Here is a 17,450-nt window from a genome sequence, read left to right as displayed (position 1 = left end):
AAAGTTCAATTTAAGACAAAAGCCATCCTTTCAAAGGATGGCTTTTGTTGTTATTGCTTATTTCTATTTAGGAAATCTTATTTTATTGATAATCTGTATGTTTCCGTTCCTTGACTACCAGACAATAATGTTACGATATAGATGCCTGGCGCTAGTTTATTGATACTAATACTCTCACCGGTACGGAATGATCCGGAAAGCACATTCTTTCCAGAAGAATCACTTACGGATATTTCAATAGATTCTGTTTTGTCGGAGAAGATTCGGATATAGTCTGATGCTGGGTTTGGTGCGATAGAATAACCGATTTTTTCATCAATATTCAGAACACGTTGCCAAGTGATAAAAACATTCCAAAGTTGCTCTGACTTATCCTCCGCAATGACTTTATAGCTTATTTTGTTTTGTTGTTTTTCAATAAGTTCGGCTACCGCATTTTCAGAAATAGTCATGGTTATTTTTGAATCGTTGATTTCGAAACCTTCAGGCAAAGTAATCTGAATAGAATGCTCTAATGCGTTTACCGTACCCTTGTGCTGTCCGATATAGAATGAAAGGAATGCTTTTTCTTTACTTGGAGCTTTGGTTATTGTCAAGGTTCCATTCTCAAAAGAAATGTCATAGTTTTCAGAAGTAAGCCCAGACGGGATAATTTCCGTTCCGTTAACTTGGAATGCAAGCGTTCCGTCCAAGTCGGCTTCGGTGTCATTATTTACAAAACCGGTGAATTCGGCCTCGAATTCTGGGTTATTCTGACCTTCCACTTTAGAGGCATCTTTGGCTTTAACGGTCAAAGGCGCTTTTGTCACGGTCAAGGTTCTCTCAACAGCCTCGGCGGGCAAGTAAGTGTCATCTCCGGCTTGGGTTGCAGTAATTGTCGCTAGTCCGGCACCGATGATTTTGATTTTTCCATCTTCAATTATGGCTACGGATTCGTCCGAAGAAGCGTAGTTTAAGTCAAGTTGGGAATCAGTAGAGCCATTTAGCGTAATTGGGGTAGCTCCATAAACGGTACTTCCAATTTCTGTGAAAGTAATGGTCTGGGTTTTCTTGATCCAAGTGATGTTTACCGTCCAAGTGCGTTCTTCTCCGCTTTCTGCGGTTATGATGATCTTTACGCTAGAATCGTCTTCTTGTCCGATCTTGAAAATGGATTTAGGAGATGCGGACAGCTGGATCATGTCAGAGATAGGTCCGGTTCCGACAGGTAAACTTATGGAAACGGTTGACTGGCCTTCGTTGATTGCCCCCTCTTTTTCTCCGACTGACAGTGAAAGGATACTGTTGAGTGAACTCAAAATATTGAGTGTTCCATTCTCAAAAGAGATATCATAGTCCTCAGAGGATAGGCCGGAAGGAATAATTTCCATTCCGTTAACCTGGAATATAAGCGTTCCGTCCAAATCGGCTTCTGTGTCATTATTTACAAAACCGGTGAATTCAGCCTCGAATTCTGGATTATTCTGACCTTCCACTTTAGATGCGTCTTTGGCTTTAACGGTCAAAGGCGCTTTTGCAACGGTCAAGGTTCTCTCAACAGCTACGGCAGGCAAATAAGTGTCATCTCCGGCTTGAGTTGCGGTAATTGTCGCTTGTCCGGCGCCGATGATTTTGATTTTTCCATCTTCAACCACAGCTACGGATTCATTGGAAGAAGCGTAGGTAAGGTCAAGTTTGGAATCTGAGGAGCCATTTAACGTTATCTGTGAAGATCCGTAGGTTACATTGGTAAGCTCTGGGAATGTGATGGTTTGACTCACCTTCATACTTGCGGGCTTTCCAAACATAAGGCGTACGATTTGAGGATCGTGATCCGATATGTTGACATTTCGCGCGTTATAAGCATTTGTCAATTGCTCAAACTCCAGGTAAAGTTCATCGGAAATCGAGATATAATCTACGCCTGTACCGCCAGCGTACATAAAGTCCTCGTTATTGTTATTGTACCATCCCCAAGTCTTGATCTCATTCAGATATCCGGTAGCGTTATAGTCTCCCAAGATGATGACTTGGTCGTCGTCAAGATTCGCGTCGATATACGCTTTGAGGTATAATGCGTCGGCTTTTCTGCGAGCAACGCTTGTGGCCTGGGAATGCGCTTTGAAATGAAGGTTGATCAGATTGATATCCTCCGTTTTGCCGTTGATGGTTACATTGGCGGAAAGCAAATAGGGGAGACGCCCGCTGGCCATGAACTTGCCTGCGTTTTCACCGGTATAGCCATCAAGTTCATTAGTTGTTTCATTTGTGAATTTGTCATTGAACATCACGTTGAACTCGACATCCGATACCGTGGCGGTGCGGTAGATATAGGCTATTTTTTGCGGAGGGAAATCGGGAGTGTAGTCTTGCCAGTCGTAAGAGTGTCGGGGATTGGCCATTCCCGCCCAAGTGCCAGCGCCTGATTTCTCATTAAGCTTATCAATCAAAGTGGCCAAGAAATTATTATCAGGCGTAACCACAACTTCTTGTAATGCATAGATGTCAGCGTCCGTGGCAATGATCTCGTCGGATACTTCGGATAACTGCTCGTCGAAAGTGCTTGCGCTCTTACTTTTCTCTGGAACACCGAACCACTCCACATTCCAAGTTACTACATCGAAAGTCAGGTCTTTATCAAGCGTAGTGGCGTCGACCGGATTCTCGATTACGGGTTTGTTTACAAAGAGTTTTACCGTTTTTGTAAAATCTCCTAGTATATGTTTAATGGCCCCTTTCGGTCCTAGGTAATGATCTTCCTTAGGTGTGTAGCGAACAAAAATTTGGCTTGATATTTTGTCCTCGACCGGGTTTATCTCAATATTCTTGAACCAATAGTTTTTGTCTATCGAAATCTCGAACGGTCCCTCAGTTTCGAATCGCATCGGCGCCGAAGCCGGGTCGACGTTTACCGAATAGCCGACGGCTTCACTTACTTTATTGGCAGGTGTGTAGTCGAATGCGATTTCTTGTTTCGAGAAATTAATGCTTGATATTCCCGACAGGGCAAAGTCATCAATACGGAAAGTTGTCGTGTTGCCTGAACTACTACCTGTAAATTTGAACGCGACCCGACTTCCTTTCGGTACATCTTGCAGATCAATATCTCCGGAAACAACCCAGTCGCTGTAATTGCCTGAAGATGGCTTACCGGCTAATGTGGCGTTTAGCTTTGTCTTCTGAGCTGCTTCTATGTTATCGCCCTCAAGGTTGTGGATGAGGTATACTTCCAGCCCATCATGTTTATAAAAGCCTGTTTGAGTACGGAAGCTAAGGCTCAAGTCCTTGTACTGGTTAAGGCCTAAGTCAGGAGAAATTGCCCAATCCAATTCTGATGGATCACCTTGATATCCCCTCATTTCCAGGAAATTATTGTCGTTGTAGCTTTTAATTCCCCAAGTGTTTTTTCCTTCAAGGGAAACCAATGTCCAATCGCCTACTGCGTCAAAGTTTTGGCGATAGAATTCCTTCGGCCTTACTCCCCCAAAGGCTTGAAGATTAACGGTACGACTGTACTTGCCTGAAGTAAGAGTCAGTTTATCCGCGATAGCTCCCAGTTTTTCCGCATTTGGCTTAAAGCGAATATTGATTTTTGTCTTGGCAATATTCCCCTCTCCGTCTTTTTGAAGCGTAATGTTGGAGCTATAGTCCATACCTTCTAAAGCGATTTCGAAATGGGCAGGAGCTGTTATTGTGATGTCAGCGTCCAATTTACTTCCGGAAACCATCATGTTTGTTGACTCTGATACCTGTCCGAATATAAGGTCTTCGAAAACTTTCGTTCCGGCGTTCGATAAGCGGATTCCTCCTGCGCCAACGGGCTCTCCTAATACTACGCCACCATCCCAAGCCAAATCTTTCTTGGAACCAAAGATATGCTCAACCAATTCAGGGTGGTCGATGAACGGGTTCCTGTTGTTTTGGAAAGAGTATACTACGTTGTTTCGGCGTATTTCGTAAGGGTCAACCGGGTCTTCGTTGTGCCATTGCAGTAAGTCATCGAGCTTACCGTGTCGCGCACTTTTGTCTCCGCTACTACCAAAGTTGTTGTCTACGGTCATTCCCCAACGGGTAGCCATATAGAATATAGCTCGGGCCACGTCTCCGCGCGCGGATTTTGGCGGTGTATAGCCTGGTGATGCGTAAGCGAAATCTTTGTTACCTCTTCGATTGTTTTCGGAAGCGTCTGTTGCTCGCAGGTGGTGTCCGTCGGTGCCTCGGCCGACAGAAGTGCCAAAATCACCGTGCGATTTGGCCCAAATGTGTTCGCGGTTCCAACCGGAGCTTCCGCTAACGTGAGCGTTTTTGGCAATACCCGTTTCCAAGTACATTTGCCATACTTGTGAAGGGTTTTTGGGGTGTTCGTCACCAGTCTCGCAAATTTCCCAGACTACTCCATAATCTCTTGACTGGTGATTTTGTGATATCACCTTTTGAATCTCTGACCTTAGATCTTGTCCATTGAGCTCTATGGCCGATTCGTAGTATTCCAAAAGGTTCAAAGGTTCTTCAGCCTTAATGTCGTAACCGACTGACACCATATGCTTGGTAGCGGTCATTACATATTCTTTAGGCGTTTGCGTTACGGAGACTCTATCATTTTGAACTTCAGGAAGTATGTAATCGTAGTTACCGGTCGAAGGCTTTGCTTTGGTTCTAAAATCCAGTTTGATTGGAATTTCCTGAACGTTAGGTGTCGCCTCATCGTCTTGGGCAATTACATAAAGATCGTAGTCTTTCTCAGGAGTTAGATTTTCTATTTTATGCGTGAAAGCTCCGTCTGTATAAATAAAATGAATGCCTTCGGCAATGATTTTTTCTTTGGCGGGAGCAACGCTTCCATCGTCTTGCAAAAGGTAGAATACCTTGGATTGTTCATCCAAGCTTATGGAAAGGTATGCTGTCGCAAAAGAAATGTCCTGAGTTTTCGGAAAGTTTGCGGACCAAACGGGAGCCGAAATATCCACTGGCTTGTCATTGTCCGATATCGCGAGACTTTGTTCTATAACATTACCTAATTGAATATCCGAAGAAGGAGTAACTAGACTAAAAATTGCGGTTTCAGTTCCTTCATCATTTGCGTCGTCCTTAATGGTGACATCGATTGTCGCTATGGTAGTATTTGCTGGAAAGGTAAATTCTGTAGAGGATAGCCCATAATCATCGTTGTCGATATTATTGCCGGAGACGGCTAGTCCAACAGTCTGCGGACTGTCTACTTGCGAAGCGAGATTTGCGGTAAGTCGAATAGTTTCCGCATCCCCCTCGGCTGTTTGATTTTTCTCTATTTCAAGATTAACTGCCGGTTTTGTATCCCCGTCAAGTTTTGTGATTGTTAAAGAAAAAACGTCAAAGCGTTTTCTCTTACTGATGGACGATATTCTTATTGTTGAGGGGCCGTTTGGAGCAAACTCCAAATGGAATATACCCCTGTCTTTGGACGGAGGGTCAATTCTTTTGGTTACCCCACCGACTTCCACCTCGATTTCGGCTGTGGAATCATACAGTTTAGCATCAAAGCTTAACCTGCAAGAAGTACCGAGGTCCATTACTTCCGAGGTTTTGGAGCCAATCCTGCTTCCACTTCCGAATCTGACAGCATCGATTCCGGAACTTTTTTGAGCAAAACCCGATTTGACGGGCCAAGAATTAATGTCTTGATACCCTAAGACTATGTCTTGGGCCATTCCATTTATGCCGAACGCAAAAAAAGCGAATAGCATAAATAAAAAACTGTAGCTTTTCTTTTTCATTTAAGCGATGTGTAAAAGTGGTTTAAGCGAATAATTTGTTGTGTCGGGAGTAATAATAATTAAATTTTATATTGGATTAGAGGTGTTTGTGTAAAATGATGTAATCACCTAACTATGGAAATGATTTATTAACATTTCGTTCTTGTAAATACTTATCGTTTTATTAAGAGGTATTTTTATTCAATAGATCAAGGAATATATTGGTCGAATGTAAAAAAGTATTACCTGCTTGGGGGCTGATCTTTGTTTTCCTGCTTTTGAGAAAGCAAGGTTTATCTAATCACCCTACCAAATTCATAACTAAACTGAAAAGTCAAACTTGGATACTGAAACTGGGAAAAGCTGATACCGGAACTGTTCTCTAAAGTAGGGTTTACGAAATTATCCAATATGATGCTCCCGATTGAAGAATCTGTTTCGACTTTAATGGATGAGGATAAATTAAAATTATAGGAAACGAACGCCGTGACTGATAATCGAGGCACTGATTTTAAACGAAACATCTTTCCGAAGCTTATTCTAAATTGGGTGGGTTTGATTACAGGTCTAAGTTCGTCTTCGTAATAAAAATCACTTAATAGCGAAGATCCGGATAACCTATCTTCTAAGTCATCTAAATCATTAAAACTACCTTCGCTGTCCAAGTTATCGATTAGTTCTTTTGCGGTGGCTCTAACTCCAAACCTTTGGAACTGGATTGAAGCTAGACCTAAAAAGCCCGATTTCCTAAGCTGATATCCCATACCGAATTCCAGTACAGCACCACCGTATAAGTTTGCTTGGAAAAAATCCATTCGCTGTTTTTCGGCAGGGTCTTCTGACGGCATAAAGTCCATGGCGATGGTTGCGTATGTTCTTGAAAACACCCCAATACTGCCGTTTAAAAGAATGCCGCTCTTAAATGCGTATTGGTAACCGATCGCGTATTGGATAGGTATTTCGGTTTTGATAAATAGTTGCGAATTCCGCATATATTCGTTTTTCCCAATTGCCAATGAATCCTTTTTTAATTCCAAAGCTTGCTTTGCCCGGATACGGTCTATTTCCCAAACCTGTTTCTCTTGGGAAAATCCATAAATGGAGAGAATAGAAAAAAATAGAATAGACAGAACTTTACGTAAATGAGCGTACATATTTTATTCGATTGAGAAAAGAGTTGATGGACAATGTATAATTGCGTTTCCGAATGCGAAAGTGTGGTTAGAGTGGCTATTGTAAGAGCTACACGAAAAATTGGTGATGTCCCGATAAAAAATCGAAGAGTTGTTATCGGTCAGCCTTAGTCCAGACCAACTTTCGACTCATAAAGGCTTTGCTAACGGTTATTATTATCGTATTCGGAGAGTCTTTCTTCACCTTACAATCGAGGTTAAACTTCTTGGCTCTCATTTTTCCAGATTGGTATTGCGCTTCTGGGGAAATGTATTTCAAATCGGAGATAATCACATCTCCAATTCTGGATTCGGTCTTATTTTCCGGGCTTTTCCATATAATCTTGCCAAAGTATCTTCCCTCTGATTTGAAGAATTCCACTTTCAAGTTTTTGGTTTTAGTAAACCATGTTCCGGAAATATCGTCTTTGATGGTTTGCCCTTTTGAAAGAGTTGCGAAACAACAGAAAATCAGAATGAGTAGTGATCTTTTCATTTTTCCTTTGTTTGAGTGTACGCTACAAAACAGGGAAAATGAAGAGATAATGGCGACTTCCTCAGTAAGGGTAGACAATTAATCTGTCTTCCCTTTCAAGGACGTATGTGCAAGGTGTTGATCTTAAGTAGTTTGATAGTTCTTACTCGAAAGAGTTATTTCACCTGATTGTACTTTGATTTTCTTTCGGTAGCTAGATGGTGTTTCGCCCACATATTTCTTGAAAAATGCATTAAATGAGGATTTAGAATTAAACCCGCATTCGTAAGCGATGGCGACAATAGTCCAGTGTTGATAATTTTGATCAGAGAAAAGACGGACCACTTCGTTTGTTCTATATTCGTTTACAAAGGTGTAGAAGTTTTTATTTAGCCTTTCATTAAGTGTTTGAGTGATATAGTGTTGAGGTATTTCGGTACGTAAAGCCAGGCTTTTGATATTTAAGTCTGGTTCAAGCCATGGTTTTTTTGTTTCCATATGTTCGATCAAAGTTATCAAATACTGTTCTGCTTCGTGTTGCCTAAGTCCCGATTTCGCATATTTTTGGTGCTCCTCATTAGTTTTTTTGGGGGGCTCAACCGCTTCTTTGGGTATTATCGAATAAGATTGTCGATAAGCTTTGAAGCTTATTATGTATATGATTACTGTATGGGTTGGTGGGATAAAATGTACGGCTTTCGGTATGTCAATTCCAAAATGGAATCGTAAAGCGCCTATAATAATGATGAATGTCCAAAAAACGTAAAAAAGAATGCTAAGGTATTTTATCCACTTAAGATCAATTCTGTCATGATGATTGGCGTAATAATCGTTTTCGAGGGATTGAAAAGTGTTTACTAGCCGAATAGTATAGATGCCATACAAAAAGTACATTCCGAAAAATATAATTCCGAATGTGATGAAAAATACAGAAGTGCTTAACTCGCCCAGAAAGTTTTGATAGAAAAAAGGCCTTTCCCAAATAATCGAATATACCAAAATCGGAATTAGCAATATAAATGCGGAATAATGCCATCTGTCTGATTTTGTAAGGGAGGTTAAACCCAAAGCTGTATATTTTGCGTAAAGGTAAAGCGTCGGGGGAAATAATAGGGCGATTATACCGGCCAAAACGGATGAACCGCTCAGCTTCTGTTCTGGAAAAGTAGATAGAAGAAGCTGTAATGAGAACAGCAAAGCTAGGGAAATTAGCCAGCCTGACAGAATTTTGTCAGTGAGTTTCACCGGTCTTTTGGTCAATAAGATGACTCCGGCAAAAAATGACTGGGCGATATTGATATGGTAAAAGGTCTCTGTCATAAGTCTTGTTCCCGATATGCTTTTTAAAAATGACACACTATAAATATGAAACGTCCAAAATCGTTGTCTTTTATATGTTGATTATCGGAAAAGCTTTTTTTGTTTACCTCTTTATAATGCCATTTGATAGCCTCATATTATACTCTTTTGAGTTTTTAAACCGTTCAAAACTATGCTCTTAGCTCTTTTGAGTTGAGTAATAAGGTGTACCGAAATTCCATTTTGTATTTTTTACCCTAAAAGGCACGCAAAAGCCCGCCGAGGAAGTATATTTACATTTCGGAGAAATAAAAAACCATCTCCAATTGTGAAGATGCCTTAGTTTTCTGTGACTTTCAGGGAAGCAGAACAAGGCTATGTTTAACAGTTTTATTCTTGATAGGACGAAACAGGATTTATCATTTTGAAAAATAGAGACGGCTTTTCATCAAAAATGGGAGTGATCGCGGCGGCGGCGGGCTCGGCTATCGGCTTGGGCAATATTTGGAAATTCCCTTACGTAACCGGGACCAACGGTGGTTCGGCTTTTATTATCCTTTATTTGGTGGCGGTAGTGTTGGTTGGTTTGCCCGCTATGCTTTCGGCCTTTATTATTGGTCGGGCTACGCACCGTAATGCTGTTGGTGCGCTTAAGGATTTGGCCCCGGGCTCAAAGTGGCATTGGGTAGGGCAAATGGGGATTCTCGGTGCTTTTCTGCTATTGGCTTTTTATAGTACCGTAGGAGGTTGGACATTGGAATATATTTATGCATCTGCTGCGGGTGAGCTTTCTGGGTTGGATACGGAATCGCTTAAGACATTTAATTCTCAATTTATAGCCGACAGCACTTTAAGCATTTTCTGGCAAGCCATATTTATTATTGCTACGGGATGGATTGTTTTTTTCGGAGTACAGAAAGGTATCGAACGTTATTCGAAAATTTTGATGCCGATGTTATTTGTTATCATCATTGTGCTAGATATACGCGCATTGACACTGGATGGAGCGTCAAAGGGCATAGAGTTTTTGTTTAATCCCGACTTCTCCAAGATTGACCGTAACGTAATCCTTAACGCTATGGGGCAGGCGTTCTTCTCGCTTAGCGTTGGTTTGGGTACCATGGTGATCTATGGTTCTTATATCAAAAAATCCGAAAACTTAGGTGGGATCGCTTCGCAGATTAGTGTTGCGGATACGCTTATCGCGTTATTGGCTGGCGTAGCGATATTCCCTGCAGTTTTTGCGTACAATATCGACCCTGGAGCTGGTCCTGGCCTTATTTTCGTAGCTTTGCCGAATATCTTTAGTCAAATGCCAGGGGGCTATTTCTTTAGCTTGATCTTCTTTATCCTATTGGGTGTTGCGGCGCTTACTTCCTCAATCTCCATCCTTGAAACACTTGTGGCTTACTGTGTTGAAGAGTTTAAGTTGAAAAGAAAAAGTGCGGTTTTTACAATGATGAGCCTCTTGGTTATTGCTGGAATACCATGCACACTTTCATTTGGGCCGTGGGCTGATCATACTGTTTTTGGAAAAACGGTTTTCGATCTGTTTGACTTTACGGTTTCCAATCTTATTCTTCCATTGGGCGGTTTGGCATTACTAGTCTTCTGTGGGTGGATAATGAAAACTGAAACGGTAAAGAACGAATTCACGAGTTTCGGAAAATACGGAGACGCCTTGTTTCCAATGTTTTATTTCTTAGTAAGATTTTTTGCTCCGATAGCTATGGTTTTGGTCTTTCTGAATCAGCTCGGGGTATTTGCGAAAATTTGATTATTATGTTTTTTCATGATTTAAAAGAGATTGTTAGAAATAGCAATCTCTTTTTTTATAGGAGTACATCGCTCTGAAACATACCGAGATATGGCTTTTGTCGTGCAGTAGTGTTCTTTTCGGGACCAACGAGGTTATAAGTCTGCAAATACTTCAGTGGTTTTCAATAGACGAAAAAGAACTTGAGTAGTATTGATAAATCGACGGGGGACAAACGTGAGGAAAGCGTGGTTCTAGTTACGGAGAATCTTTTCTAAAAGTTTTTAGAAACGGAACACGTAAGCGGATAAAGGCCTTGACGGTGAAAGTTCATCTTGTCAAAGCCTTTACTTTATCCAGAAATCTTTTTTTATAGCCTTGCCCAACTGGAATACGATGTTGTTGGATACGGATAATGTTTGCTTCTACATTGTTGATTTTTGGAATAGAAATAATAAAAGATTTATGGACACGAACAAAAATTGATGGGGATAAGCTTTCTTCCAAGCTCTTTAATGCCAGATACGTAATCACACATTCTTTTTCAGTGTGGATTTTTACATATTCACCGAAACCTTCAATATAAAGAATATCATCGGCATTTATTTTCTGTAGTTTTTTGTCTGTTTTCACGAAAAAGAAATTGGATGCCGTATCTTTTTCTACCGATTGCGGTGGCATAGTTTCTTCTTTCCTTTTTTGTGCCTTATTTACTGCCTTTAAAAAACGATCAAAAGCAATCGGTTTGGTTATATAATCCACTACATCCAATTCATAACCTTCCAGAGCATATTCACGATATGCGGTGGTTACAATAGCCATTGGAGGATTAGGAAGTGTTTTTAGGAAATCTAGACCGGAGAGCTTGGGCATATTGATATCTAAAAAAATTAAGTCAATATCATTTTCACGAATCGCTTGCGAAGCCTCTATTGCGTTTTTACATTCCCCCACTAATGTAAGGAAAGGAACGTCATCCAGAAATCTTTTGATTACTCGGCGAGCTAATGACTCGTCATCAACAATTAGACAATTTAAATTCATAAATGATTCAATTTTAATTGAAGAAGTATGGTGAATCTGAGAACGAGAAGGGTCCTCTTGTTTTACAAATTGGACATAGTCTGATTCACTCAAGGTCAATTTCTAACTGAACTTTGAAAACCTCATTTTCTTTACTGATGTTTAGTGAATGCTTGTTCGGATAGATCAACTTCAAGCGTTTTTTTACGTTTGCGACACCTATCCCTCCCTTTTCTGTATTGTGTTGTTTTATTTCTTGGAATGAGTTAGTTACCTCAAAAAAGAATTTACGCCCTTTTTCTTCTAGTCGTATATGCACAAACTCTTTTTCACTCTGATCGATTATTCCATGTTTAAATGCGTTTTCAACCAAGGGCAATAGAAGGAGGGGAGCAATATTATATGGGGCGATAATTTTTTGAATATCAAGCTGGATATCTACAGCTGGATCTATCCTTATTTTTTCTAAAGAGACATAGTCTTTAAGAAAAGCAACCTCTTTTTGTACAGGAACCTTATCGTCTTCACAACGGTAGAGTATATAACTAATGAGGTTTGAAATCTTTAAAACTGTATCAGGGGCTTCTCTAGAGCCTTCAAGCGTAAGAGCATAAACACTGTTTAGGGAGTTGAACAGAAAATGGGGATTGATTTGCGCTTTAAGGGCATTGAGTTCCACTTGGTATTTTTCTTTTTTGACCTCTTCCAGTTGGAGTGCTTTTTCTTTTGCCTTTATATTTCTTCGTGCAAAATGAACGGCGGCAGTCATTAAGCAGATGTTCAGGTTCCGATAAAACATAGAGAGAATGATTTTAGACATTCCCTTTTCTGCCAATTTCCTGCGAAACATTGTTTCCTCAAACCATCCCCAACCACACTCAAAGAAAATGAAATATGAAAATGCACTTATCGCAAGTATGGAAAGTAGGGCACTGAGAATATAGATGAAATACCTTTTTTGATTAAGGTATCGAGGGACCAAAATATATAAGTTAAAATATGATGCGGGCATCCCTATCACCGTCATGGAAAATGATTTTCGTAGTTGATCCCAAAAAGGACGGTCTTCTTGTTGGAAACTGTTGGAGACAATAAAGGAGAACATTATAATCCATATCCAGAACCCAACATGTTGGACCCAACGAATATTCAGAATTCGTTTTACCTCTTGTTGCAGGCTTTCTGGTAGTATACTTTTTACGCTGAAGGTCATCCTTTTTTGTATTTCGAGTCTTGCCATTTATCTATTGCAAGGGTATCCATGTTATTGAAGATAATGAATTTGGAGTCTCGAATTCAATTTTAAAATTTCTCCTATCAATTAGAGTGGTGCTTATAATTGATATTTTGAGTTTCTTTGGAAAGAAATTACTCAATTCTTATCATATGCTATAGGCTAAAATATTTTTTCAGTAGTAAACCGCCACTTAGTCTCAATAAGTCAATTTCGTCTAATTTAGCAGTAAATCTAGCTTTGACTAGGTTACTTTGGGCTTCGAGATAATTCAATTGAGCTTCGCGGAACTCTGTAGCGGTCATTTGCCCTAACGAATAACGGTCTTTGACTTGTTCAAAGTTTAGTTCAGCTACTCGAAGATTACTTTGTTGAAGTCTTAACTTGTTTAGATTGTTTTGATACGAAGCATACCTGTTTTCGATATCTCGTTTTAGGTCCAGTTCATATTGGTCTTTAAGTAACTGGCTGTTTTCCAGATCTATTTTTGCATTTTGGCGTTCTATACTTTTCTTTTTACCGTCGAATATATTGTAGGAAAGTGTAAGGCCTGCATTAAGCGTGGCTGCTGGATTATCAAATTGTGGGTTGAATTCATCTTGGGTGACTTGGTTCCAACCGTAGCTAGAATTAAGAGAGAGGCTAGGGTATAGTGTTGCTTGAGTTATTCTTAAATTCAATTTACTGAGCTCAGTATCCTTGGTATATTCCAAATAGGTTGCGTTTTGCTTTAATGCGCTCTCTTTTAACTGATCTACACTTAAATTCATGAATGTACTTACTCTTGGATCAATCTGAAAATCATACGAAGCCTCACGGTTAAGCAAAGTATTGAGGTTACCCTTGGCTAATGCCACTTCATTAACCATATCCAAATAAAGTAAGCTATCAGATACCAAATCGACTTCGGCTTGCAACACAGCTACTTTATTAACATTTCCATATTCAAATTTTGTTTTCTCCCGAGCTAAGCGATCCGATGAAATCTTCATGCCTTCTTCTGCAATGCGAAGGCTTTCATAACTAGTTGCGAGATTATAAAAATGATCGGAAACACGGACAATTATAGATTCTATCTCAGCTCGCTGTGCAAATTCAGCGGATTGCTTTTCTCCTTTTAGTTTTCTAAAAGTATTTATATTTCCCATTCCATCGAACAGTATGTAACGCAATTCCGCACCTGCGGAAGTCGAAGTATGCCTTATTTCACGACCAACACTTGCGTTAACTCCGTCAGTATAGCGAATGTCTGAGGCGACGCTAAAGGTTGGCAATAAGCCCGCATTTCCGGAAGTGGCACGGTTCGATGCCTTTTCGGCTTTATTGTTTTCTACTTTTATCAAAAGATTGTTTTCCAAAGCAATTGAAACAGCTTGGCTATAGTTAAGCAGTTCTTTTTTTTCGTTTTGAGCCTTTGCAGTATTGCAACAAGTTCCAAATCCTATTAATAGGATTATATATATATGAATATGTTTCATGACAACTCAATTAGATTGAAAAGGAGATCGGATTGTGAATAGTACTTAACTGGGGGGAGTAGTGGAAGAGAAAAATGATTAGCAAAGAGTAAATACTAGCGAACCTTATCCCGAATAATCCAATAGCCAATACTATTTATCCATTACTTTTTAAGCTTCCAGATTAACTAATTCATCTTTTGTAGCGGGTTCCACAGATTCGGCACTTTGTTTTTCGCCTGTCCAGACCCATTTAAAGAATCTCTTCGCTTCGTTTGCGGTAAGCATCATAGACGGTAAAACGATAAGCGTTAGGATCGTTGCGAATAGTAATCCGTAGAATAGTGAGATGCCCATAGGAACAACAAATTGTGTTTCCGGGCTACTGGAAATAATAATCGGGAATAGTCCTGCGCAGGTTGTTAATGTAGTTAATAGAATAGGACGAAAACGAGACCGTATCGCTTCTGTAAGCGCGTTACGGAAATCAGTGCCTTTTCTAATGTTTTTATTAAATGCGTCGATCAATACGATCGAATCATTTATTAAAACGCCAATTAAGGCTACCATACCGAGATAGGATGGCATATCAATACTGTAGCCATGGAACCAATGGCCCCAAGCGGCTCCGATCATACTGGTTGGAATAAGAGAAATAACCAAAAACGTTTGGGAGAGTGATCTGAAAGTGAGTATAATAATACCGATAATTACTATCATAACCATAGGGACAACTGTTTCCATAGATTCATAAGTGGACTTCATTCTTTCAGATCTTCCGCCTGCTCCAACGGTTATATCAGGGAACCTATCGAGCATCTCGGGTATAATCTTTTTATTGATTTCCCTTTTTACAGCCGACATACTTACTGATGTGTTTGCTAAGTCAGCTTCTACGTTTATTTGTCTTTTTCCGTTAAGGTGATTAATTACCGTTACGTTTCTTTCAAAACTCAGATCGGCCACTAAGCGTAATGGAACTTCCAACCCACCGTTTAGGCGTACTCTCATATTTTCTAATTGACCGAGTGTACTTCTCTCTTTTTGATCATAACGAACCATTATTTTCACCTCATCTCTTCCTCGTGTCAACCGTTGTACTTCTTGCCCGTAAAAGCCTTGACGAACTTGGCTAACAACATCATCAAGGTTGATTCCCAAAGGGTGCGCTTGTTCTTTTAGCGTTATTTTCACTTCACGCATTCCCTCTACGTCATCGTCATTTACGTTTTTAAGGTCAGAAAGCTCACTGAGTTTATCTTTAAGCCAAAGTTTGGCGTCTTTAAGCTCATCCAAGTCATCTCCTACAAGATAAGTGGAAATTGGTTTTCCGAACTTTGATTCTTGTACATATTCAAGTTTCTCGGCAGTCGGAATATTTCCTACACTATTCCTTAATTCGTTAGCGAAATCTTCCGAACTAAATGAACGTTTATTCGATCCTATCAAACTAACTTTGATCTCGCCTTGATCCGCTGAGCTAATCGATTTTGTGATAAAAGTAATGGTCTGAGGTTCTTCGCCCGGATATAGATCATCGAAATACTTTCCAGTTTCGATAGCTTGTCTTTCAATATGATTTAACCACTGTAGGGTTTCGACTTCCGGAGTGCCTGCGGGCATCTTTAAGGTTACTACAGCTTCGCTGTTATCATCTACGTTTGTGTCTCCTATGCGAATGACGTCACCCTGAATAGCACCATAAGTTAATAAGCCTAGAGCTAGAGGAAACATTAATGTTAATGCACGGTATTCGGTAGATTTTTTAAGGAAAGCCATAAAGTATCTTTCCCTTATGGTTGTTAAGAATTTTTCACCTATGCTTAACTTTTTGTCTTTACGTGCTGTAGCTAATGCTTTCGAATTAGCGATATGAGCGGGTAAGGTACTTACGCCTTCCAATAACGAAAAACCAAGAGTAGCGACTACTACAATGCCTAATTCGAAAAACATAGTTCCGAATTTCCCGCCAAGGAAAAAGAAAGTTGAAAAAGCGACCATTGTAGTTAATACACCCGAAAATACTGAAGGAAATACATTAAGCGTTCCGTCTATTGCGGCCTGGTATTTAGATTTTCCTTTTTCGTATTCTTGGTAAATGGATTCACAGATAACGACTCCATCATCGACTAAAATACCGATGACTATAATCAACCCGAAAAGTGACATTTTATTCAGCGTGATATCGGCTAGGTATGCGACGATAAACATACCCATAAAACATAGTGGAATAGAAAAAGCTACCCAAAACGAAAGTCTAGGATTTATAAATAGCGAAAGGAAAAGTAGAACAAGCGCAATTCCTATAACGCCACTATTCAACAAAACGTCTTGCATTACGGATATCTGTTCCGAACGATCACGAATCAGAGTGGCTTTAGCTGTTATGTTCTTTTTATTGAATTCATCGAAATAGGTTCGGGTGTTTTCCGAAATAACGATTAAGTCTTCTGTAGGCGAAAAATTCACTTGTATTTCTACCGCAGGTTTACCATCCACATATAGGCGGTTTGGCGATTCTTCCCAGCGATCTGTTATTCTCGCTACATCTGCCAGACGTACCTTTGCGCCTGTTTCGTTTGTGCGGATTATTATATCACGCAAATCTTTTGCGAAATATCCTTTTTGTTTTGTTCGAATCGCTAATTCCTCGTCTGGTCCGCGTAGAGCACCGCCTGTAAGGTCAATATTGTTTTTTCGAACGGCTTCAGATATTTCCTGAAAAGTGATTCCGAAGCGTCGCATGTCCTCTTCCTTAAGGGCAATTTGTATTTCTTCTTTCGGAAAACCACGTATATCCAATTCGGTAACTCCAGCTTCCAGCCTTAAATCATCTTCGATTTTTTGTGCGAGTGCTTTAAGTTCAGTCAACGGTAAATCACCATTTAGCGCATATGTGACAGCTTTTGTGGCGAATAATCTTTTCTCGACTACTGGAGGTTCCATTTCCGCAGGAAATGAATTAATACCATCTACTGCGTTTTTTACTTCTTGTAAGGCGGCGTTAAGGTCGGTCTCCATTTTTAGCTCGACCACTATACGCGCACTATTTTCCTTTGATGAAGAAGTGAATTTTTCAATACCATTAATTCCCCTTAATTCGTTCTCTATTTTTTGGGTAATACCTTTTTCAACTTCTTCAGGTGAAGCACCGGGGTATTGTACTGTTATGATGACCATATTCGAATCAACCAAAGGAACCAAAGTGGAACGTACCTTTCCCATTGAGAGATATCCGAAAGCAATGATCGAAAGAATCAATAGGTTACTGACTATTGGGTATTTGACGAAGTATCCGATAAAATTTCTCATCGCTTTCTTCT

General features: G+C 40.0%; 9 protein-coding genes. 1 reads left to right on the top strand and 8 read right to left on the bottom strand.

What is annotated here, in order from left to right:
• Nucleotides 1-77: 77 nt before the first annotated feature.
• The 4 genes from AABK39_RS19420 to AABK39_RS19405 form a co-directional block, all read right to left on the bottom strand.
• Nucleotides 78-5,732: an endonuclease gene (locus tag AABK39_RS19420; RefSeq protein WP_338394969.1), complete on the bottom strand. Its 5,655-nt coding sequence runs from the start codon at nt 5,730-5,732 to the stop codon at nt 78-80.
• A gap of 272 nt (nt 5,733-6,004) precedes the next feature.
• The gene (locus AABK39_RS19415) at nt 6,005-6,865 is read right to left on the bottom strand and encodes a hypothetical protein (protein WP_338394968.1); all 861 of its coding nucleotides are present in this window, start codon (nt 6,863-6,865) and stop codon (nt 6,005-6,007) included.
• Between the two features lie 133 nt (nt 6,866-6,998).
• Nucleotides 6,999-7,379 (bottom strand): DUF2147 domain-containing protein, encoded by a 381-nt coding sequence (locus AABK39_RS19410; protein WP_338394967.1) that lies wholly within the window; start codon nt 7,377-7,379, stop codon nt 6,999-7,001.
• 123 nt (nt 7,380-7,502) lie between these two features.
• Nucleotides 7,503-8,678, bottom strand: coding sequence for a helix-turn-helix domain-containing protein (locus tag AABK39_RS19405; protein ID WP_338394966.1), 1,176 nt, complete (start codon nt 8,676-8,678; stop codon nt 7,503-7,505).
• 403 nt (nt 8,679-9,081) lie between these two features.
• Here AABK39_RS19405 and AABK39_RS19400 point away from each other — a divergent pair, with 403 nt between their 5' ends.
• Nucleotides 9,082-10,434, top strand: coding sequence for a sodium-dependent transporter (locus AABK39_RS19400; RefSeq protein ID WP_338394965.1), 1,353 nt, complete (start codon nt 9,082-9,084; stop codon nt 10,432-10,434).
• A gap of 309 nt (nt 10,435-10,743) precedes the next feature.
• On the opposite strand, the gene AABK39_RS19395 is transcribed toward AABK39_RS19400, so the two are convergent.
• The 4 genes from AABK39_RS19395 to AABK39_RS19380 form a co-directional block, all read right to left on the bottom strand.
• A complete protein-coding gene (locus AABK39_RS19395; protein ID WP_338394964.1) occupies nt 10,744-11,550 on the bottom strand; it encodes a LytR/AlgR family response regulator transcription factor in 807 nt (268 codons plus the stop codon).
• The gene (locus AABK39_RS19390) at nt 11,543-12,676 is read right to left on the bottom strand and encodes a sensor histidine kinase (protein WP_338394963.1); all 1,134 of its coding nucleotides are present in this window, start codon (nt 12,674-12,676) and stop codon (nt 11,543-11,545) included. Before AABK39_RS19390 ends, AABK39_RS19395 begins: the two co-directional genes overlap by 8 nt.
• Before the next feature lie 149 nt (nt 12,677-12,825).
• Nucleotides 12,826-14,148, bottom strand: a complete 1,323-nt coding sequence (locus tag AABK39_RS19385; RefSeq protein ID WP_338394962.1) for a TolC family protein — start codon at nt 14,146-14,148, stop codon at nt 12,826-12,828.
• Between the two features lie 150 nt (nt 14,149-14,298).
• Nucleotides 14,299-17,439: an efflux RND transporter permease subunit gene (locus tag AABK39_RS19380; protein WP_338394961.1), complete on the bottom strand. Its 3,141-nt coding sequence runs from the start codon at nt 17,437-17,439 to the stop codon at nt 14,299-14,301.
• Between the last annotated feature and the right edge of the window lie 11 nt (nt 17,440-17,450).

The sequence above is a fragment of the Fulvitalea axinellae genome (assembly GCF_036492835.1).
Taxonomy (GTDB): domain Bacteria; phylum Bacteroidota; class Bacteroidia; order Cytophagales; family Cyclobacteriaceae; genus Fulvitalea; species Fulvitalea axinellae.
The sequence above is the reverse complement of the archived record's forward strand: the minus strand, read 5'-3'. Positions and strand labels throughout refer to the sequence as shown.

Excerpts from the sequence above, each read along its gene's own strand:
- AABK39_RS19420 (WP_338394969.1), bottom strand. The coding sequence starts at position 5,732 with ATGAAAAAGAAAAGCTACAGTTTTTTATTTATGCTATTCGCTTTTTTT.
- AABK39_RS19415 (WP_338394968.1), bottom strand. The coding sequence starts at position 6,865 with ATGTACGCTCATTTACGTAAAGTTCTGTCTATTCTATTTTTTTCTATT.
- AABK39_RS19410 (WP_338394967.1), bottom strand. The coding sequence starts at position 7,379 with ATGAAAAGATCACTACTCATTCTGATTTTCTGTTGTTTCGCAACTCTT.
- AABK39_RS19405 (WP_338394966.1), bottom strand. The coding sequence starts at position 8,678 with ATGACAGAGACCTTTTACCATATCAATATCGCCCAGTCATTTTTTGCC.
- AABK39_RS19390 (WP_338394963.1), bottom strand. The coding sequence starts at position 12,676 with ATGGCAAGACTCGAAATACAAAAAAGGATGACCTTCAGCGTAAAAAGT.
- AABK39_RS19385 (WP_338394962.1), bottom strand. The coding sequence starts at position 14,148 with ATGAAACATATTCATATATATATAATCCTATTAATAGGATTTGGAACT.
- AABK39_RS19380 (WP_338394961.1), bottom strand. The coding sequence starts at position 17,439 with ATGAGAAATTTTATCGGATACTTCGTCAAATACCCAATAGTCAGTAAC.